This window comes from Myxococcus eversor (assembly GCF_010894455.1).
GTDB lineage: Bacteria > Myxococcota > Myxococcia > Myxococcales > Myxococcaceae > Myxococcus > Myxococcus eversor.
This window is the reverse complement of sequence record NZ_JAAIXY010000020.1, coordinates 24,069-39,627: the sequence shown is the minus strand read 5'-3', so window position 1 is coordinate 39,627 and position 15,559 is coordinate 24,069. Positions and strand designations below refer to the sequence as shown.

At 65.1% G+C, this 15,559-nt stretch carries 15 protein-coding genes; 14 read left to right on the top strand and 1 reads right to left on the bottom strand.

Going from position 1 to position 15,559, the window contains the following annotated elements; all coding sequences use genetic code 11:
* The first annotated feature begins 16 nt into the window (after positions 1-16).
* From G4D83_RS33530 to G4D83_RS33495, 8 genes are read left to right on the top strand one after another with little or no spacing between them, the layout of a single operon-like run.
* Positions 17-334, top strand: coding sequence for a hypothetical protein (locus G4D83_RS33530; protein ID WP_163868952.1), 318 nt, complete (start codon positions 17-19; stop codon positions 332-334).
* Positions 335-373: 39 nt separating this feature from the next.
* Positions 374-838 carry a DUF4150 domain-containing protein gene (locus tag G4D83_RS33525; RefSeq protein ID WP_163868951.1) on the top strand — a complete coding sequence of 155 codons (465 nt, stop codon included), beginning with the start codon at positions 374-376 and terminating at the stop codon, positions 836-838.
* 15 nt (positions 839-853) lie between these two features.
* Positions 854-1,369 (top strand): DUF6484 domain-containing protein, encoded by a 516-nt coding sequence (locus tag G4D83_RS33520; protein ID WP_163868950.1) that lies wholly within the window; start codon positions 854-856, stop codon positions 1,367-1,369.
* Positions 1,370-1,378: 9 nt separating this feature from the next.
* Positions 1,379-2,206: an AHH domain-containing protein gene (locus G4D83_RS33515; protein ID WP_163868949.1), complete on the top strand. Its 828-nt coding sequence runs from the start codon at positions 1,379-1,381 to the stop codon at positions 2,204-2,206.
* Positions 2,199-2,831, top strand: a complete 633-nt coding sequence (locus G4D83_RS33510; RefSeq protein ID WP_163868948.1) for an imm11 family protein — start codon at positions 2,199-2,201, stop codon at positions 2,829-2,831. The genes G4D83_RS33515 and G4D83_RS33510 overlap by 8 nt, the downstream gene beginning before the upstream one ends.
* Positions 2,832-2,865: 34 nt before the next feature.
* A complete protein-coding gene (locus G4D83_RS33505; protein ID WP_163868947.1) occupies positions 2,866-4,200 on the top strand; it encodes a hypothetical protein in 1,335 nt (444 codons plus the stop codon).
* On the top strand, positions 4,176-5,297 hold the full coding sequence (locus G4D83_RS33500; RefSeq protein WP_163868946.1) for a hypothetical protein: 1,122 nt from the start codon (positions 4,176-4,178) through the stop codon (positions 5,295-5,297). The genes G4D83_RS33505 and G4D83_RS33500 overlap by 25 nt, the downstream gene beginning before the upstream one ends.
* Complete coding sequence (locus tag G4D83_RS33495; RefSeq protein ID WP_163868945.1) at positions 5,294-6,058, top strand: Imm49 family immunity protein; 765 nt, start codon at positions 5,294-5,296, stop codon at positions 6,056-6,058. The genes G4D83_RS33500 and G4D83_RS33495 overlap by 4 nt, the downstream gene beginning before the upstream one ends.
* 31 nt (positions 6,059-6,089) lie before the next feature.
* Here the strand turns inward: G4D83_RS33495 and G4D83_RS33490 are convergent, their stop codons facing one another.
* Positions 6,090-7,277: a DUF6183 family protein gene (locus tag G4D83_RS33490; protein WP_163868944.1), complete on the bottom strand. Its 1,188-nt coding sequence runs from the start codon at positions 7,275-7,277 to the stop codon at positions 6,090-6,092.
* Between the two features lie 252 nt (positions 7,278-7,529).
* Here G4D83_RS33490 and G4D83_RS33485 point away from each other — a divergent pair, with 252 nt between their 5' ends.
* The 6 genes from G4D83_RS33485 to G4D83_RS46490 all read left to right on the top strand — a co-directional run bounded on the left by G4D83_RS33485 (position 7,530) and on the right by G4D83_RS46490 (position 15,433).
* Positions 7,530-8,891 (top strand): amino acid permease, encoded by a 1,362-nt coding sequence (locus G4D83_RS33485; protein WP_163868943.1) that lies wholly within the window; start codon positions 7,530-7,532, stop codon positions 8,889-8,891.
* Between the two features lie 209 nt (positions 8,892-9,100).
* The gene (locus G4D83_RS33480) at positions 9,101-9,907 is read left to right on the top strand and encodes a barstar family protein (RefSeq protein ID WP_163868942.1); all 807 of its coding nucleotides are present in this window, start codon (positions 9,101-9,103) and stop codon (positions 9,905-9,907) included.
* A gap of 237 nt (positions 9,908-10,144) precedes the next feature.
* Entirely contained in the window at positions 10,145-10,876 is a 732-nt protein-coding gene (locus G4D83_RS33475; RefSeq protein ID WP_163868941.1) for a class I SAM-dependent methyltransferase, read from the top strand.
* 285 nt (positions 10,877-11,161) lie between these two features.
* Positions 11,162-11,353, top strand: a complete 192-nt coding sequence (locus G4D83_RS33470; RefSeq protein WP_163868940.1) for a hypothetical protein — start codon at positions 11,162-11,164, stop codon at positions 11,351-11,353.
* Between the two features lie 275 nt (positions 11,354-11,628).
* The gene (locus G4D83_RS33465) at positions 11,629-12,018 is read left to right on the top strand and encodes an SMI1/KNR4 family protein (RefSeq protein ID WP_163868939.1); all 390 of its coding nucleotides are present in this window, start codon (positions 11,629-11,631) and stop codon (positions 12,016-12,018) included.
* 1,969 nt (positions 12,019-13,987) lie between these two features.
* The gene (locus G4D83_RS46490; RefSeq protein ID WP_240356909.1) at positions 13,988-15,433 is read left to right on the top strand and encodes a putative metal-binding motif-containing protein; all 1,446 of its coding nucleotides are present in this window, start codon (positions 13,988-13,990) and stop codon (positions 15,431-15,433) included.
* The last annotated feature ends 126 nt before the right edge of the window (positions 15,434-15,559 follow it).

Genomic DNA, 15,559 nt, shown 5'->3' with positions numbered 1-15,559 from the left:
CTTCGCCCCCATCACCATGATTCTTCCGCGCCATTGGGACAGGCTCACCGCTGCCCTGCACGCCGTCGACTTCAACGGGAATCCCGAGGAGGCGTGGAGGTTCCTCGTCTACCAGGGGTTCGCCGAGGACTCGGAGGACGGCCTGCGGTTCTTCGAGGACGTCGTCGACAGGAACCGGGACATGGACCACCCGACGGGCAGCGGTCCGGTGGGTTTCATCTCCGGGGAGCTGATGCGCGAGCAATTCGTGCAGCCCATCCATTCCAAGGACCCGGAGGGGCGCTTGTCGAAGCGCGCCTTCCTCCTGTGGAAGCGCAGGAACACGCCCGTGTGACGTCCAAATCGGGTAGGCTTTCATTTCAGGAGGAGTGCCATGCCTGTCAATACCGGGGTCAACAAGCTGAGCGTAGTGACCAAGGACAGTGGCGGTGTCACGGTGGCCTTCCCTGATGTATGCAAGACCCCCGGTCCCGCCGGGCCCGTTCCCATTCCCTACCCCAATGTTGCCCAGTCCTCGGACACGGACAAGGGCACCAAAAAGGTGTCAGTGGGTGGAAACCCCGTTTGTGTGAAGGACTCCAACTTCAAGACAAGCACCGGCGACGAAGCGGGGACAGCCGGTGGCGGCGTGGCCTCCAGCAAGACCAAGGGCAAGGCGGAGTTCGTCAACTTCTCTTTCGATGTCCAATTCGAGGGGAAGAACGTGGCGCGTGCCTTCGACTTGATGCTCCACAACGACAAGAACACGCCTCCTGTCCCCCTGATGCAGGGCCCCGTCGTCGCCCTGGGCGGTCGTGAAGAGCCTCCAGAGTGTGTGGTCTGCGAGGAAGAAATCTAGGAGCACGGGCCCGCCATGGACAACGGCAAGAAGAAGCCCGCGCCACGCCCACCTCTCCCGGTGGAGAATCCCATCCGCGAGAGCAGACTTGGCTGGGTGGTGGGAGAAGCAGGGCGAGGGAGGCTGCTGGTGGACTTTCCAGACAACCCCCTGGGGCCGCTCGCCGCTCGCACCACCGTTTCCCTGGATGACGCGGCCCAGAAACAAGCCGTGGCGCTCCGGCAGGAAGCCGTCCTCCTGTTCGAAGGTGGAGACCCGGCGCGACCGTTGCTCATCGGGCTGTTGCAGTCCTCCAGTGAGACCCCTCTGACGGATGCCCTTCTGGCCGAGCCCCTCGAGGAGCTTCCCACCGAGGCCAGGGTCGACGGTCGACGGGTGGTCATCGAGGGCCGTGACGAGGTCGTTCTGCGTTGTGGCAAGGCGACCCTGGTCCTCAAACGCAACGGAGAGGTGCTGCTCAAGGGCGTCAACATCCGCACCGATGCCGAAGAGGTCCAGCGCATCCGTGGTGGCAAGGTGCAGATCAACTGAGGGGCCTTTATGCCCACGTCGAAGCACGAATCGAACGACCTGAACCTGGAGGACAAGCACGTCCGGGCCAAGAAGACCACCGAGGGCGGGCGTTGCCTCGCGCCCTATAGCTCCTACGCCCAGCAATCGTGCAGCTATCGGTTCCAGGCCTACAAACAAGCGCTGGATGAGCGCACGGTCTACAACTGGGACAAGTACAAGTCCGTTGGCGCAGGGAAGAAGAACCTCGTCTTGATTCGCCAGCGAAAGGCGGCCAAGGGCGAGAAGCGCTGGGAGAAGCAGAAGGTGCGTGTTCCCACGAAGGGAGCCTGGGACGTATCGGAGACCTCCGCCAACTTCCAGCGAAGCTGCAACGCGCCGTACTGGTTCGAGGCGCACCACATCATCCCCCACAGCCAGCTCAAGACGGCTGTCGCCAGCGTGGGCGCGGGTAAACCCAACGGTTACAAGATGCAGCTGGTCGTCCGAAGAGGGCTCCTGGGTGAAGGCTACAACCTCAACCACAAGGTCAACATGTTCATCCTCCCCATGGCCGCCGAGGTCGCCAAGGCGCTGCGGCTTCCCAAGCACCTGGGGTCCCCCAGCCACCGGGACCACCCCCGCTACAGCCAGCACGTCGAAGGCAAGCTCAGCAAGTTCTTCGACCCCGTTCTTAAGTCCAAGAGCAAGCACCAGCAGAAGATCAAATACAAGCCCGTCAAGCAGAAGCTTGAGTACCTCTCCAAGAGTCTGCGCACCAAAATCAAGCAACTGGGCAAGAGCCTCTGGGGGACCCAGGACGACGTCTCTTTGAACGACATCAATCCCAACAATGACATAGGGGCGCTCGATGTCTAAGACCGCCCGCGGCGCCAAGGCCGCCACCAACTCTCAGCGATTCTTCCTGCTGGACCTGCTGGGCGCAGACAACAAGGACCTCTGTTTCCTCGATACCTTTGTCAAAGGCATCGAGGATGAGCGCTGGCGGCCCGCTGGAGGAGAGCGCCTTTCACCTGTGTATCCCAAGAAGCCGCTCATCGCCCTGAGCAAGAAATACAAGGGCATCGAGTTGACGGACTTCCTGGCCAACTCCTTCAACTGCATCGTGGGCTCAACCGCCTTCAAGGAAGCCGTCGAAGCACATTGTCCCAAGGACACCGTCGAGTTCCTTCCCTTCACGCTGATCGACCACCGCGGCCGGCCCCACAGCGACGACTACTTCCTCATCAATCCCCTGGGCACTTTCGACTGCCTGGACTTCAAGGCCAGTGACATCGGCTGGAGCGATGACACACCCGACGAAATCCTCGATGTCGAAGAGCATGTCCTGGACCGCGCGAAGATGAAGGAGGCCCCCCAATTCTTCCGCATTGACAGGGACATCACCTCCTACGTCCTGGGAGTGGAGCTGATTCGTGAGATGAAGAAACGGGCCCTTACGAACGTCATCGTGGAGGAGCTTGAGTTCAGCGACAGCCGTTGAGCACGCCCACTGAACGCGGCCCACCCTCTTCCCCATGTCCCCCAGCCATCCGCGCCGTCCCCCCATCGTCTGGAGTGTCGTCCAGGAACACCTGGACGAAGCGGCGTTCTTCTGGCGGCAGAGACAGCGCACGTTGCGAGCCCCGGACCATGACCTCTCCGAGCTCGCCGATGGCGAAGAGCGCCGCTTGCTCGCACACATCGCGGGTCTGCATGCGGGAGGCACGATGGTCGCCGAGCGGCTCCTGGTGCCCCAGCTCGAAGCAGAGGATGTCTGGGTTCGTACCGTGGCGACCTACGCGCTGCTGACCCTGGATGTCGCCCGGTGGGGGCATCGCGTGCTTCAGCATCTCGAACAGGCACCCGCCGAAGAACAACTTCTTCAGGCCCAGGCCCTCACCCTCTGTGCCAGCACGGAAATCGACGGGCTGCTGCGCGAGGCGCTGCCCGGTGCCGAACCGGAGTTCCAGGCGGTCCTGCTTGAAACCCTGCGCCTTCGGCGCAACGACGTCTCCTTCTTTCTGGCGCGGCTGCCACCGCCGGAGTCTCCCGAGCTGCTCGCAGCGGCCATTCGGGCCGCGCGGCATTCGCCAGACGCCGTGGTGGCGACCTGGGTCGGCCACGGTCTCCGCGCGTCGAACGCTCGCTGTCGAAATGCCGCCCTCGAGGTCGGCCTCGTCCGTGGGTGCATCCCGCCCACCGCGCGCGCCCTTGACGGCACGCCTGGGCGCACTCCGCTCACCGCCCTCGCGATGTGCGGGGACAAGAAGAGCGTGGAGCGGTTGCTCGTGCGGGCCCGGGAGCCAGCGACTCGTTCAGAAGCACTGTGGGCCCTGGCGCACAGTGGACGAAGCGAGGCGATAGAGGCGGCTCTTGGTCACGTGCGCGCCAGCGCGGATGCGCTGGCGGCCGAGGCCTTCCGCCTCATGACAGGCATCCCCCTGGAGACCTACCTGACGCCCCTCGAGGAGGAAGACGCAGCGGAGCCCGAGGCACCCCTCGAGCCGAAGGACGAGGGCCTCCCGGACGCCTCCTTCCTTCCTGGCCCCGTACTCCCCGAGGGGCAGGTCCGCGCCGATGCCGTCGACCGGTGGTGGCACCAGGAGCGCTCACGATTCGCATCGGGCGGCCGCTACATCTGGGGGAGACCTTGGACTCCAACAACCGCGCTTCAGGCGCTGCTGGAAGTGCCCATGACGCGCAGACCCGGCCTGGCGTGGGAGCTGGCCGTGCGCAGCGGCGGCACGTGCTGGATTGAGACCCAGGCGTGGGCCAGGACACAACGACAGCAGGTCAGAGCCTTCCTTCCTCGCCCCATGGGCTTTGGGTCCAGTTCGTTCGAGGTATGGGCCGGGGGCAACGCGCATTGACGCCCACCGTGATTACAGGCGCGGGTGCCATCACCTCCGTGGGACGCGGTGTCGCGGCCACCTGCGCGGCCATCCACGCGGGCATCGCACGCCCTCGTCGAGTCAACGCGCTCAACATCGTCGAACCAGAGACCCAGGAACTCATCGGCATCCAGTCCCATCCCGTCCATGGCTATACGGAGGGCTTCAGCCTGCTGGGACGATGGATGCGACTGGCGCGAGGCAGCGTCCAGGACTTGATGTCTTCGGGCCTGACCTCCGAGGGAGCGAGCCCGCGCTTCTGGGAGTCGACGGGATTGGTGCTCGTTGTCGGGGAGCTGGATGACCAGACCCTCCTCACGGAGGACGGACAGGCCCTGGCTCGCATCCAGGACGAGTTCCTTGAACCGTTCGTTTCGACGCTGGGAGTCGCCATCCCCTCGAGCAACGTGCGGTTGCTCGCCCGAGGACACGCGGGAACCGCCCTGGCGCTGCAGTCGGGCATGCGGCAATTCGCGGCGCGAGAGCTGGAGCGACTGCTGCTCATCGCGGTGGACTCCTATATCGACGGGCTACGGCTCGAGGGGCTTCTGGAGAACGGCCGCCTGAAAACGGAGGAGCAGTCCGTGGGATTCGCCCCAGGAGAGGCGGGGGTGGCCCTCCTGTTCGAGACGGAGCCCAGCGCGCGGCGAAGGACCGCCCGCCCCCTGGGCCAGGTCCTCACCGTGGCCACGGACCAGGAGCCGGAGCAGCTTCCACGCATCCAGCGAGGACGCGCCCTCACCCGATGCACCCAGCGGCTCCTGGACGAGACGGCGCCATCAGCGACCTTCCGTGGAGACCTCTACAACGACCTCAATGGTGAGACCTGGAGGGCGCAAGAGTGGGGACACGTTCGAGTGAACCTGGGCCAACGCATGGACCTGTCCCAATGGCATCTGCCCTGCAACTCGGTCGGTGATGTCGGCGCGGCCAGCGGAGCGCTGGGTATCTGTCTCGCGCTCCGTTCTCGGGATTCACTCCAGGGCGCCGAGCCCCTCTCCCTCGTGCTCTCCAGCTCCGACTCCGGTGACGTGGGCGGCATCGTCCTGCGAACCCCGGAAGGGGGACAGCCATGAGTTCGCGGTACCTTCTCATCTACGTCGGAAATGCGCTCAACGAGAACCTCGACCTGCTTCCGGAAATGACGTCGGACCCGGTGGGGCGCCATCGCATCCTCGGCTTCTGTCAGAACTTCCGCATCGCGGGAATCGGGGAGCTGTTGATGACGGGGCTCGCGGACGAGTTCGTGCTGCGGTTGCACCAGAGCGGGCGCGCATATGCCGCGTGGCTCCGTCACGCCAGCGAGAAGGAGAAACGGACCGGGCAATCACCACCGTTCTTCGACGCCATCGCCGCTGGAGACTTTCAGGGGGCCTTGGACATCGCGCGCCTCTCGAAACGCATCTGGGCACGCGGAGTGGAATACGAGGAGGACTTCCTCTTCGTCGAGTTCCTCATGCAGCGGTTCTTCCTCGATGCCTCCCCCGAGACGGGTGAGTCCCTGCTGAAGCGCTACAGGACGGTCCTGAAGGGCTCCGAGGACCTGAGGCTGGAGGTCTGCATCGCCCTCCAAGAGTCGAGTTCGGAGCGCTTCAACGACGCCCTCGCGAGCTATCTCTCGGAATGGAAGGACCAGCAGGACCAACTCGAGGAAGAAGGGGGCGTGGCCCCCGAGGTCCTGGCAACAGCGGGGCGACTCTGTGTCGAAGGGGTTGCGCTGGCCCGACTCGCGGAGCGCATGGGTCTGGAGACCGAAGAGGACTACTTGCTCGTCCCGTCCGTAGCCCGCGAGGCCGTGTCCATCACCTTCAAACCTGACTCATGGATGGACCTCTGATGGGAGGCGCCGGACTTCACGGCACGCGACCCTACGGGGCCTCGGGTTCGTCACGCACCGCGAGCAGCGCGAGCGACGTGCCCCCGGGACGCAGACAGGCGACACCCAGGCGCGTGGCTCCGCCCATGGACTGATGCGGTGGCACCTGGAACCGGTACCACCTGCAGAGCTTCAGTCGGGCCGACAGCGCCGCGGCCTCCAGCGGTGCGTCGAAGCCACTGAGCCCCGCCAGCGTGCGCCACAGCGCGAGCCGGCCGTACGCCGCGCCCTCCGCGCCCTGCCATCCGCGCGCGCCCAGGGCCGCCAGCGAGAACAGCTCCGGCACCAGTTCATCGGGATTCGTCCGCTCACAGTCCACGGGCGAATCGCCGCGCAGCAGCTCCAGGTCCAGGTCGACGAGCAGCGAGGTGATGCTGTCGGGTGGGGCCAGGGGAAGCGCGGGGCGCAGCTTCAACACGCGCTGCTCGACCTGGCTGGGAAAGCCATCATCACCCCGTCCGGAGATGACGGCGGCGAGCGCGTGAGGCACGGGCTCGTCACGCACCACCAGCTTGACGTTGGGCGTGGTCATCTCGTCCTCGTCGTCCTCGCCCGACGCGCGGGACATGGCCGCGGAGAGGGAGCCCACCGCGGAGGCGAGGTCGTCGACGCCCGGCTCCCGCCCCAGCGCGGCTTCCCAGGGCATGCGCGTCAAGGGAAGGACCGCCAGCGGATGCTCCTGGTCGGCGAGCGTCGCCCACAGCTCGCGCACCAAGGGCTCCTTGTCCAATGCCACGCCGCGAAGGACGAGCTCCTGCACCGTGCACGCGAACAACTCCGTGAGGTCCTCGTGGCCCTGACGTCGCGCGAGCAGTTCGACGAACGTCGCGGCGGAACGATGGGAAGCCAGCAGGTGGGCGAAGTCCCTCGCCCGCCGCGAGGAGGAGTGCCGTCCCTGGAAGCTCGAGTCGCGAGGCTGGCGTGCGAGCTCCAGCAAGGCCAGGGCGCTCTCGAGACGCGTGTTCCGGGCAAGCACTTCTTCCACCCGGTCGGAGACGGAATGCAGACGCCAGCGCTCTTCGGAGGGCGTGGACTCCTGGCGCGCCTCCAGTCCAGCGGCGAGCGCCACCAGCGTCTCGAAGTCACCCTGCTCGCCCAGACGCTCGACGCGCGCGAGCACCCCTTTCACGCCGGAGGAGGTGCTGACTTCGTCGAGGAGCGCGCTCACCGTCGAATGCATGGCCGGGCAGCCTAGAGGAACACGCGTCGAGGGTGGCGCGGAAAAAGGAATGACAGCCAACGCTCGGGACGGCCCGGGGTGCGAGGCAACGCGCTGCACACCCCATCGCGGTGGGTCGGACATTCAATCGAGCACGTCGTGCGAGGTGGCACCCTTGACGCACGGCAGCGTCATTGGGAACTCCCTGTCCAGAGGTTGACCGACATGACAGGGCCGTCTCCCCATCCCCCCGAGAGGCGCCCTGGTCAGGGGATGCGCTGGCCGGCGATGGGGCTGCTGTCGGCCTCGGCCGTCATCGACCTGACCAATGTCGCGGCGATGGCTGAGTACGGCCTGGGCTCGGTGGTGCTGTACCTCATCCCCACGCTGGTGTTCCTGCTGCCCGCGGCCTTCGTCGCCGCCGAGCTGGGAAGCACCTGGCCCGGAGGTGTCTTCACGTGGGTGCACGAGGCGCTGGGTGAGAAGTGGGCGTTCTGCGCCGCATGGCAGCAGTGGGTGCAGAACGTCATCTTCTATCCGCTGCTGCTGTCGTTCGCGGCGGGCAACCTCGCGTTCGTCGTGTCGCCGGAGCTGGCGCGCAGCGGCCCGTTCAATGGCGCCTTCGTGCTGGCGGGCTTCGGGCTGTGCGCGGCGGTGGCCATGCACGGCGTCCGTCACGCCTCGCGCTTCTCCGTGTGGAGCGTGGTGCTCGGCATCGTGTTCCCCACGGTGCTGCTGACGGTGCTGATGGGGGGATACCTCCTCGGAGGCCATGCGTCGGCCACGCCGCTGGATGCGCGTCACGTCCTACCGCGGTGGTCCGGCATCGGAGGGCTGGTGCTGGTGGTGGGCAACATCCTGGCCTACGGCGGCGTGGAGGTGAGCGCGGTGCACGTCCGGGAGATGCGTGATGCGCGCCACGGATATCCGAAAGCCATGGCGGTGATGGCGTTACTCGCGACGCTCATCTTCGTGTTTGCTACCCTGGGGGTCGCCGTGGCCGTCCGGCGCGAGAAGCTGGATTTGAGCGCGGGGCTCACCCAGGCGTTCGAGACCTACCTGGCCGCGTATGGCTTGCGGTGGCTGACGCCGGTCATCGCGCTGCTGTTCGTGCTCGCCACGCTGGGCTCGGTGCTGACGTGGATGCTCGGCCCCAATCACAGCCTGTTGTTGGTGGGGCGCAAGGGATTGCTGCCACCGTTCTTCCAGCGCACCAACCTCCATGGCACCCCGACGGCGCTCCTGGGCACGCAGGCGGTGCTGGTGACGTTGCTCACGCTGGTGTTCTTCGTCGCGAAGGACGTCAATCAGGTCTACTGGGCGCTCGATGCGATGACGACGCAGCTCTACATCCCGATGTATGGGTTCATGTTCGTGTCGGCGTTTAAGCTGCGCCGCTCGCGTCCAGACATCCCGCGGGGGTACCGGGCGCCCGCCCTGCCATTTCTCGCCTGGGTGGGAATCGTGTCCTGCGCCCTGGCCTTCATCGTGGGCTTCGTGCCGCCCGAGCAGCTCGGGGTGAAGAACCCCCTCGCCTATGTCGCGCGGCTGGGGGGATTGGTGTTCACCCTGGCCGCCGTGCCCTTCGTGCTCTACGCGCGGCGACGGCCGGAGTGGCGACAGCCGTCCGCGTAGTCCCTCGCTGAAACAAGACGCCTGCCTGGTCGCCCCTCGCGCCGCGCATTCACGCGCATGGCGAGCGGGCGCACGCCCCATCCCGAGGCTCAGAGCCCAGGCGCGCCGAGGTCCGCACCGACGGCACGGTTGCTGGCAGACGCGAACATCTCAAGCACCTTCAATGGCATGATTCCCCGCACCTCACCTACGCTAGCCGCCAGCGCACCATGCCACTTCGCTTCGACAAGAATCCGGGAGAGCTTCAGCCCGCCGGGACGCACGTCGCACGCATCCCCTCCGGAGTCTCGAGCAAGCAGCAGTTGATGAACGCGCTCGAAGCAGCGCTCCGGTTGCCAGCCCACTTGGGCCAGAATTGGGATGCGCTCTCGGAAGTCCTCGGAGACCTCTCCTGGCTTCCCGCTGGAAGAATCAGCCTCCTTCATGACGAACTTCCCACTCTCTCCGCCGAAGACCTTGGTGCCTACGTGCGCGTGTTGGAGGAGTCCTCCCGGAGCTGGCAGCCCGGGGATGCCTACTCGCTGGACGTGGTGTTTCCGCGGAGCTGTCGTCACCGGGTCCTGGCGCCACTCGCCGACCTCCGGCCCAAGTCCCCTTGGCGACGGCTCAAGGCAGAACTGGCCAGGGCTGGCAGCCTTCCTTATCCAGTCGAGCGTGAGTTCACTTCACTGAAGGCCGAGGGCTTCGACTTCGTGATGAGCATCGTCGAGCAGCGTGACGGGTCAACGCGTCAGCTTGTAAATGCGCTCTCGACGGCATTCACGATGCGACATTGGGACCGGACACGTCTTGCGAGAGCACTCCCCAGCCTCTGCATCCACGAAGAGCCCGGACTGAGGGAGACGGCCGTACGCATCCTCCTCATCCTGCTCGACTTGAACAGGATGGCCCCCGGTGAACGAATCCCTTACGACGATGCTCGTTTGTGCGCGGCGCTCCTTCGCGAGGCCCTCGCCTTGGGCGTCCAGGAGAATACAGAGGCGGTCGCGCGCAAGCACCTCGCGCGAATGTCCTGACCATCGCGCCTCCAGTGGCCCCTCACTCGTGGGTGGCCATCGTCTTCCGACTCGGCCTGCCACCCCTCTCCTGCCGCTCTGCCTGCCGGTCCGGAGCCAACCTTGGATGAAGGCGGCGAGCCCGAACTCGCCAGACAATCCGCCGATGCGGCCTGAATCCCCGCTCTACCGGTGCGGCCTCCCGACGCCCATCCTCGAATAATCGCCCGCCTTCAGCGGGTCCATCGAGGACACGTCATGGCCCATGAACACCCGACACACTCCGCCCACCACATCGTGCCGGGCTTCGGCGCCGACCGCGCCGCCCACTATGACGCCCAGGCCGCCATCAACCTCGCCGGCGCCCCGGCCGTGTATGAGCTCGGCGTCAGCGCGCTGACAGCCCAGCTCGACGGCCGGGAGGCCGCCTCCATCCTCTTCGTGGGCATGGGCACGGGCGCGGAGCTGCTGCCCTATTTGCGCTTCGATGTTCCCGGCTGGCGCTTCACGGGCGTGGACCCGTCCGAGGCCATGCTCGATGTTGCCCGGAAGCGACTGGAGACCGAGGGCCTGCTTTCTCGGACGCACCTGCACGTGGGCGAGCTGAAGACCCTGCCTCCCGGGCCACCCTTCGACGGCGCTCAGATGATGGGCGTGCTGCACCATGTAGAGGGCGAGGAAGCCCGCCTCGAGCTGCTGCGAGAGGCGACGCGGCGACTCAAGCCCGGAGCGCCCTTCGTCGTGGGTTGCCGTGTCGGCAATGACCCCGAGCTGATGGACGTGGAATTCCGACGGCTGCGGGCCCATGGAGTCCCGGCCGAGGCACTGGAGCATCGGCGCAAGCGAATGGCGGAGATTCGCCCCATCGGGTCCGACGCAGCCATGTTCGCGCTGCTCGCACAGGCCTCACTGGTGACGCCGCGCCCCCTCTTCGTCTCATTGCAGTTCAAGGTCTTCCTCGCCCGCTTCGAGCCTGGAGCAAACCGCTGAAGCCCCATCGATGGCGGCCGTGCGTGAAGCGCAGGCGTGCGCCGCAAGCCACGCCTGCCGCCGCCTCGGTGTCGACCTCCACGTAGGGGGGGCCAAGGTCGAAGAACGTCCCTGCCCTGGACTCACGTGGGCGTATGCTGGTCACGGGTTCGGGAGGAGTTCCTTGCACCCCACCAGCACCCTCGAAAAAGACGCCGTGAGGCGGCCCATGCTGTTCCGCTGGAGGAATCACCTACCCGAAGACACGCTCCGCCACTGGGCCATGAGCCACGGAATAGACACGACATGACCGAAAAGAACTTGAGAGAGTACCGAGCAATCATCCAGATCGGGGGCAACGCTCAGACTGAGCCTGGTCTGCGAGTCACCGTGATGGCAACCGACGTTGAAGAGGCCTACATGCTTCTTGCGGAGAAGCATGGCAAGGGCACCGTCTTCGACCTGCACAATGAAGAGGATGCGAACACGATTCGATAACCATGCCGGATGAAAGATCGGCTCCGGGGTAGATGAGGATGGGCTCGCGGTCTTCCAGGTCGCGGGGCCTCCTCGGTGAGCAGGGGGCAGGTGCGCGTCGCAAGTCGCGCCCGCGGCCCCATCGATGTCGGCCTCCGCGCATGCGGGTGGTGTCAGAAAGTCCCTGCCCTGGACTCACGTGGGCGTATGCTGGTCACAGGGGCTACAGGTCAGTCTTCGGGAGGAGTTCCTTGCAGTCCACCAGCTCCATAGAAACAGATGCGGTGAAGCGGCCCATGCTGTTCTGCTGGAGGAGTCCCCTACCCGAAGACACGCTCCGCCGCTGGGCGATGGGACACGGAAGTGTCCCCACGGACCTGCTACGATTCTGGTCGTCGACGGGAGGCGGAGAGGCGTTTGAGACGGAGACGTTTCTTTCCCCCGCTGGAGATCCAACAACCGGGGACGACATCGACGGCATCACCTCCAGTTATCGGAGGGCCGGACTTCCGCCCGACTGGGTCGTCTTCCATGTCGGCCTCGGCCTCTCCGCTTTTCACCCGATTGATGGGCGCTTTGCCTGGTTCGACAAGCATCCGGGAGAGCCGACGCAGGTCTTCGACTCGTTTGATGGCTGGTATCGAGGCACGCTGCGTCACGAGTACGCGGACCGATACGGTCTCTGAGCATCCCGCATGCAAGCACTCGAAAAGCAAAGGGCCCCATCAACTCAACGCGAGCGAGCGAGTGCGCCGCTCTCTTCTTCAAGTAGCATCTGGTGCAGCCATGGCATTCATTCGCGGAAACAGGTGCGGCATCTGCGAGGAACCCATCAATGAGACACCTGGCGCCTCACTGCCCCACTTCGTGAGGAATCGACAAGACCCACTCTTCGCGCTTTCCGGTCGCTCCTTTCACATGGAGTGCTTCGAGGCTCATCCCTTGACGACCCTGGCACTCACGCTCAGCAATGAAAGACTCCGGCGAGTCAAGCGTGCCAAGGGCATCTGCACGACCTGTGGAGAAGAGATTCATGAGAACTGGTGCAACACGGAACTGCTCACGAGCGACTCCACATCTCCGTTGTACGAGTTCAACTTCCTCCACTTCCATTCGACCCACCTGGCAGCCTGGCCACGCTTCGAGCAACTCCGCACGTTGATGGAGGAACTCGAACACGCGGGGAGATACGAAGGCCCTCCCATCTGCGCCAAGGAGTCCTCGCTTCAATCCCCTCGCAGATGAATCCCACACGAGCCGACGACCCTGGCGCCTCTTCGAGGAAAGAGCTGAGTCTTCGTCAACGGGCTCATGATCGAATGAACGGGCGTCCCTCAAGTTGTGGCATGGCCGCTTTTCAGGAATCCTCTTCCGCCATGGCACACTTCTTTTCGGGACACAGCAGGTGTCTCATCTGTGAGCGCATCATCGAGTCTACCGAGGACTTGAGAATGTTCCCGGCCTTCCTTCCGCGCGGGCACTCCCCGTGGTCCTATTCCGATGGATGCTTCCACCTGACGTGCTTCGATGGGTGGGAGTGGCGCGCGACATTCCTGCAGCTCTACAGCGAGGCTCAGCGGATTGATGCATCAATCCCGAAGGGCCTGACCTTGGAGGAGAATGAAGCGTGGCACTTGCGTCAGACCCTGGAATGGCACCAGAAAATCCTGCACGAGGACAAGCTACGGTCCAGTTCGTCACGCTGAGTCCCTCCAATCCAACCCGACGCCAGCCGACAAGGCCCCATGGCCCAAGAGACCCAAGATTCCATTCAGGGGTTTGAGTACGACTGGCTGGCCTGCGACCAGGACGGATTCGTAGGTTTCTTCAGCACCGCGGGCGGTGGTTATGCGCCAGACGAGTTCCTCCAAGATGTCGACGCACACGACCAGGCGATTTCCGCCATCCGGTCCATGGCGCCAGGCACGGAGTCGATACCCGAACCCGGGCAGCTCTCCGAACCGGGGGACCCATGGCAACAGATGGCGGCGAGGGGGCTCTATGCCTTCGACTCCTCGTTCCACGGGGGCCCCCTATCAGCGCACCGCCGCACCAACAGTCCCCGTGCGACTCAGCGACCTCCCCGAGGCGGTAGCACGGGTCGCGAGGCAGATCGTCTACAGGAGACTCCGCGTCTCGGAGCTCAAGTCCATCAGCGAGGACCAGCTACGGGTCCGGCCCGAGCAGCCGCTCCCCTGAAAGCCCGCTGGCATCATCGCACCGACCGTCATGAGCAATTCGCGCCCAGAGAAGCCACGCTGATCTCAGCGTAGGTCTTTGCCCACCCAGCGCCGGCTGGATGCACGTCCCGCCCCATGGACGGACTGCTCGCCCGCGACGTGGACATGCGCCTCCCAAAGCTCGCGGCGCGTCCATTGCAGAACACGTGGACACCGCGAGCGCATCTGGCGACCGCTGAGTCCTCCACCGGCGGGAGCCGGGCGGGTTCGGCCTACAGCCAGACGTCTCGCGAGACGACTACCTCGCCAGCTCTGAAAGCTCACCATGCCTCGAACCTCCCGTGCCGACACGCGGCAGTGGCACCGCCATGCCCGTCGGTTCGCACTCCTCGCCATCACCATGGCTCTCCCGACGCTGGCAGCGCAGCCGGTAGTCACATCGCTATCACTGGATGCGGGAACGAGCGTGGCTCCCATGGGCTGCAACGGCTGCGAACCGCCGCCGGATGTCTGCGAGCCCGAACGTTGTGATGGGCTCGACAACGATTGTGACGACCTCATCGACGAGGGAGTCACCCTCACCCTCTATCGAGATACGGATGGAGACCATAAAGGCGCCGGCCCTGGACGACAAGGCTGCCTGGCCCAAGGGTGGGTCACCAACAACAGTGATTGTGACGACAACAATGCCTCCCTATGGCAATGGGTGAGGTACTACCGCGACGCGGACGGCGACGGCTTCGGAGCCCCGGGCAACTGGAAGGATGCGTGTGGAAAGCCTGCCGGCTACGTCACGGATGCCACCGACTGTAACGATGGCTCGACATCCATCAAACCCGGAGCCTTCAAGTCCTGCGGGATTGGAGCATGCACCAACAGCATCCCGGCATGCGTCAACGGTGCCGAGTCAGCTTGCATCCCCAAGCCCGCGACCACGGAAGTGTGCGACCAGGTCGACAACAACTGCAATGGACTGGTGGATGACCTGCCGCCGGTCTCCTGTGGTGTGGGCCTCTGCCAGCGAACCGTGGCGGCCTGCGCCAACCACTGCGAGTGGGAAGAGCCCCGCGATGGGAAACCACCCGTTGAGGTGTGCACCTGGGGGGCGAATATCTGCAAGCCGGGCACGCCTCGAGCCGAAGTCTGCAACGGAGCGGACGACAACTGTAATGGGACCGCCGACGAAGGCGTCCTGCTGACGCTCTATCGCGACGGGGACGGCGATGGGCATGGAGCGGGGGCCCCAATTGGAACCAGTTGCAGCCTGCCTGCCGGGACGTCATCCAGTGGCCTGGATTGCAACGATGCCAACGCAGCGGTGCGCCCAGGTGCCCTGAAGCACTGTGGCGTGGGAGCCTGCGCGGCCAGCATCCAGTCCTGTGTCAACGGCATGGAGCAGACCTGTACGCCGCGTCCTCCCGCGACGGAGTCCTGCGACCAGGTCGACAACGACTGCAATGGGCAGGTGGACGACGTTCCGCCCAAGACGTGTGGTGTCGGTGCCTGCATTCGCAGCGTTGCCGCATGCGCAATGGGCTGCTGGGAGGAAGAGACCGAGGACGGCAAGCCTCCAAGGCAGATGTGCGAATGGGGGGACCATGGCGTCTGCGTTCCAGGTCAACCTCGTACGGAGGTCTGTGCCAACGGCCTCGACGAAGATTGCAGTGGCCTGCCTGATGACGCCAGCGACACCTCCACCTGGGTCCAGTTCTTCGCAGACCAGGACCACGATGGCCATGGCGCCAACTGGGAGCCCCAGAGCGCCTGTCGACAGCCCGCGAATACATCCCGGACTCCGGGGGACTGTGACGACAACCGGGCCGACATAAGACCAGGGGCAGTCGAAGTCTGCGACGGTATCGACAACAACTGCTCGGGAGCACCGGATGAGTCCGGTGTCTGCGAACAGTCCCGCTGCTAGTAGCCGCTTTTCTTTCGACCCCGCCATGGCTGGCACCGGGAGATGACGTCCTGGCGTCCAGGCGCGGCCACAGCCACATCTTCATGAACGGCGACTCGACATGAGCCCAGACTCAAGACCTCCATC

Bases quoted from the DNA above. Each gene is read 5' to 3' on its own strand.
- G4D83_RS33470 (WP_163868940.1), top strand. From the start codon at position 11,162: ATGACCGAAAAGAACTTGAGAGAGTACCGAGCAATCATCCAGATCGGG.
- G4D83_RS33515 (WP_163868949.1), top strand. From the start codon at position 1,379: ATGCCCACGTCGAAGCACGAATCGAACGACCTGAACCTGGAGGACAAG.
- G4D83_RS33525 (WP_163868951.1), top strand. From the start codon at position 374: ATGCCTGTCAATACCGGGGTCAACAAGCTGAGCGTAGTGACCAAGGAC.
- G4D83_RS33510 (WP_163868948.1), top strand. From the start codon at position 2,199: ATGTCTAAGACCGCCCGCGGCGCCAAGGCCGCCACCAACTCTCAGCGA.
- G4D83_RS33530 (WP_163868952.1), top strand. From the start codon at position 17: ATGATTCTTCCGCGCCATTGGGACAGGCTCACCGCTGCCCTGCACGCC.
- G4D83_RS33485 (WP_163868943.1), top strand. From the start codon at position 7,530: ATGCGCTGGCCGGCGATGGGGCTGCTGTCGGCCTCGGCCGTCATCGAC.
- G4D83_RS33520 (WP_163868950.1), top strand. From the start codon at position 854: ATGGACAACGGCAAGAAGAAGCCCGCGCCACGCCCACCTCTCCCGGTG.
- G4D83_RS33475 (WP_163868941.1), top strand. From the start codon at position 10,145: ATGGCCCATGAACACCCGACACACTCCGCCCACCACATCGTGCCGGGC.
- G4D83_RS46490 (WP_240356909.1), top strand. From the start codon at position 13,988: ATGGGCTGCAACGGCTGCGAACCGCCGCCGGATGTCTGCGAGCCCGAA.
- G4D83_RS33480 (WP_163868942.1), top strand. From the start codon at position 9,101: ATGCCACTTCGCTTCGACAAGAATCCGGGAGAGCTTCAGCCCGCCGGG.
- G4D83_RS33465 (WP_163868939.1), top strand. From the start codon at position 11,629: ATGCTGTTCTGCTGGAGGAGTCCCCTACCCGAAGACACGCTCCGCCGC.
- G4D83_RS33505 (WP_163868947.1), top strand. From the start codon at position 2,866: ATGTCCCCCAGCCATCCGCGCCGTCCCCCCATCGTCTGGAGTGTCGTC.
- G4D83_RS33500 (WP_163868946.1), top strand. From the start codon at position 4,176: ATGGGCCGGGGGCAACGCGCATTGACGCCCACCGTGATTACAGGCGCG.
- G4D83_RS33495 (WP_163868945.1), top strand. From the start codon at position 5,294: ATGAGTTCGCGGTACCTTCTCATCTACGTCGGAAATGCGCTCAACGAG.
- G4D83_RS33490 (WP_163868944.1), bottom strand. From the start codon at position 7,277: ATGCATTCGACGGTGAGCGCGCTCCTCGACGAAGTCAGCACCTCCTCC.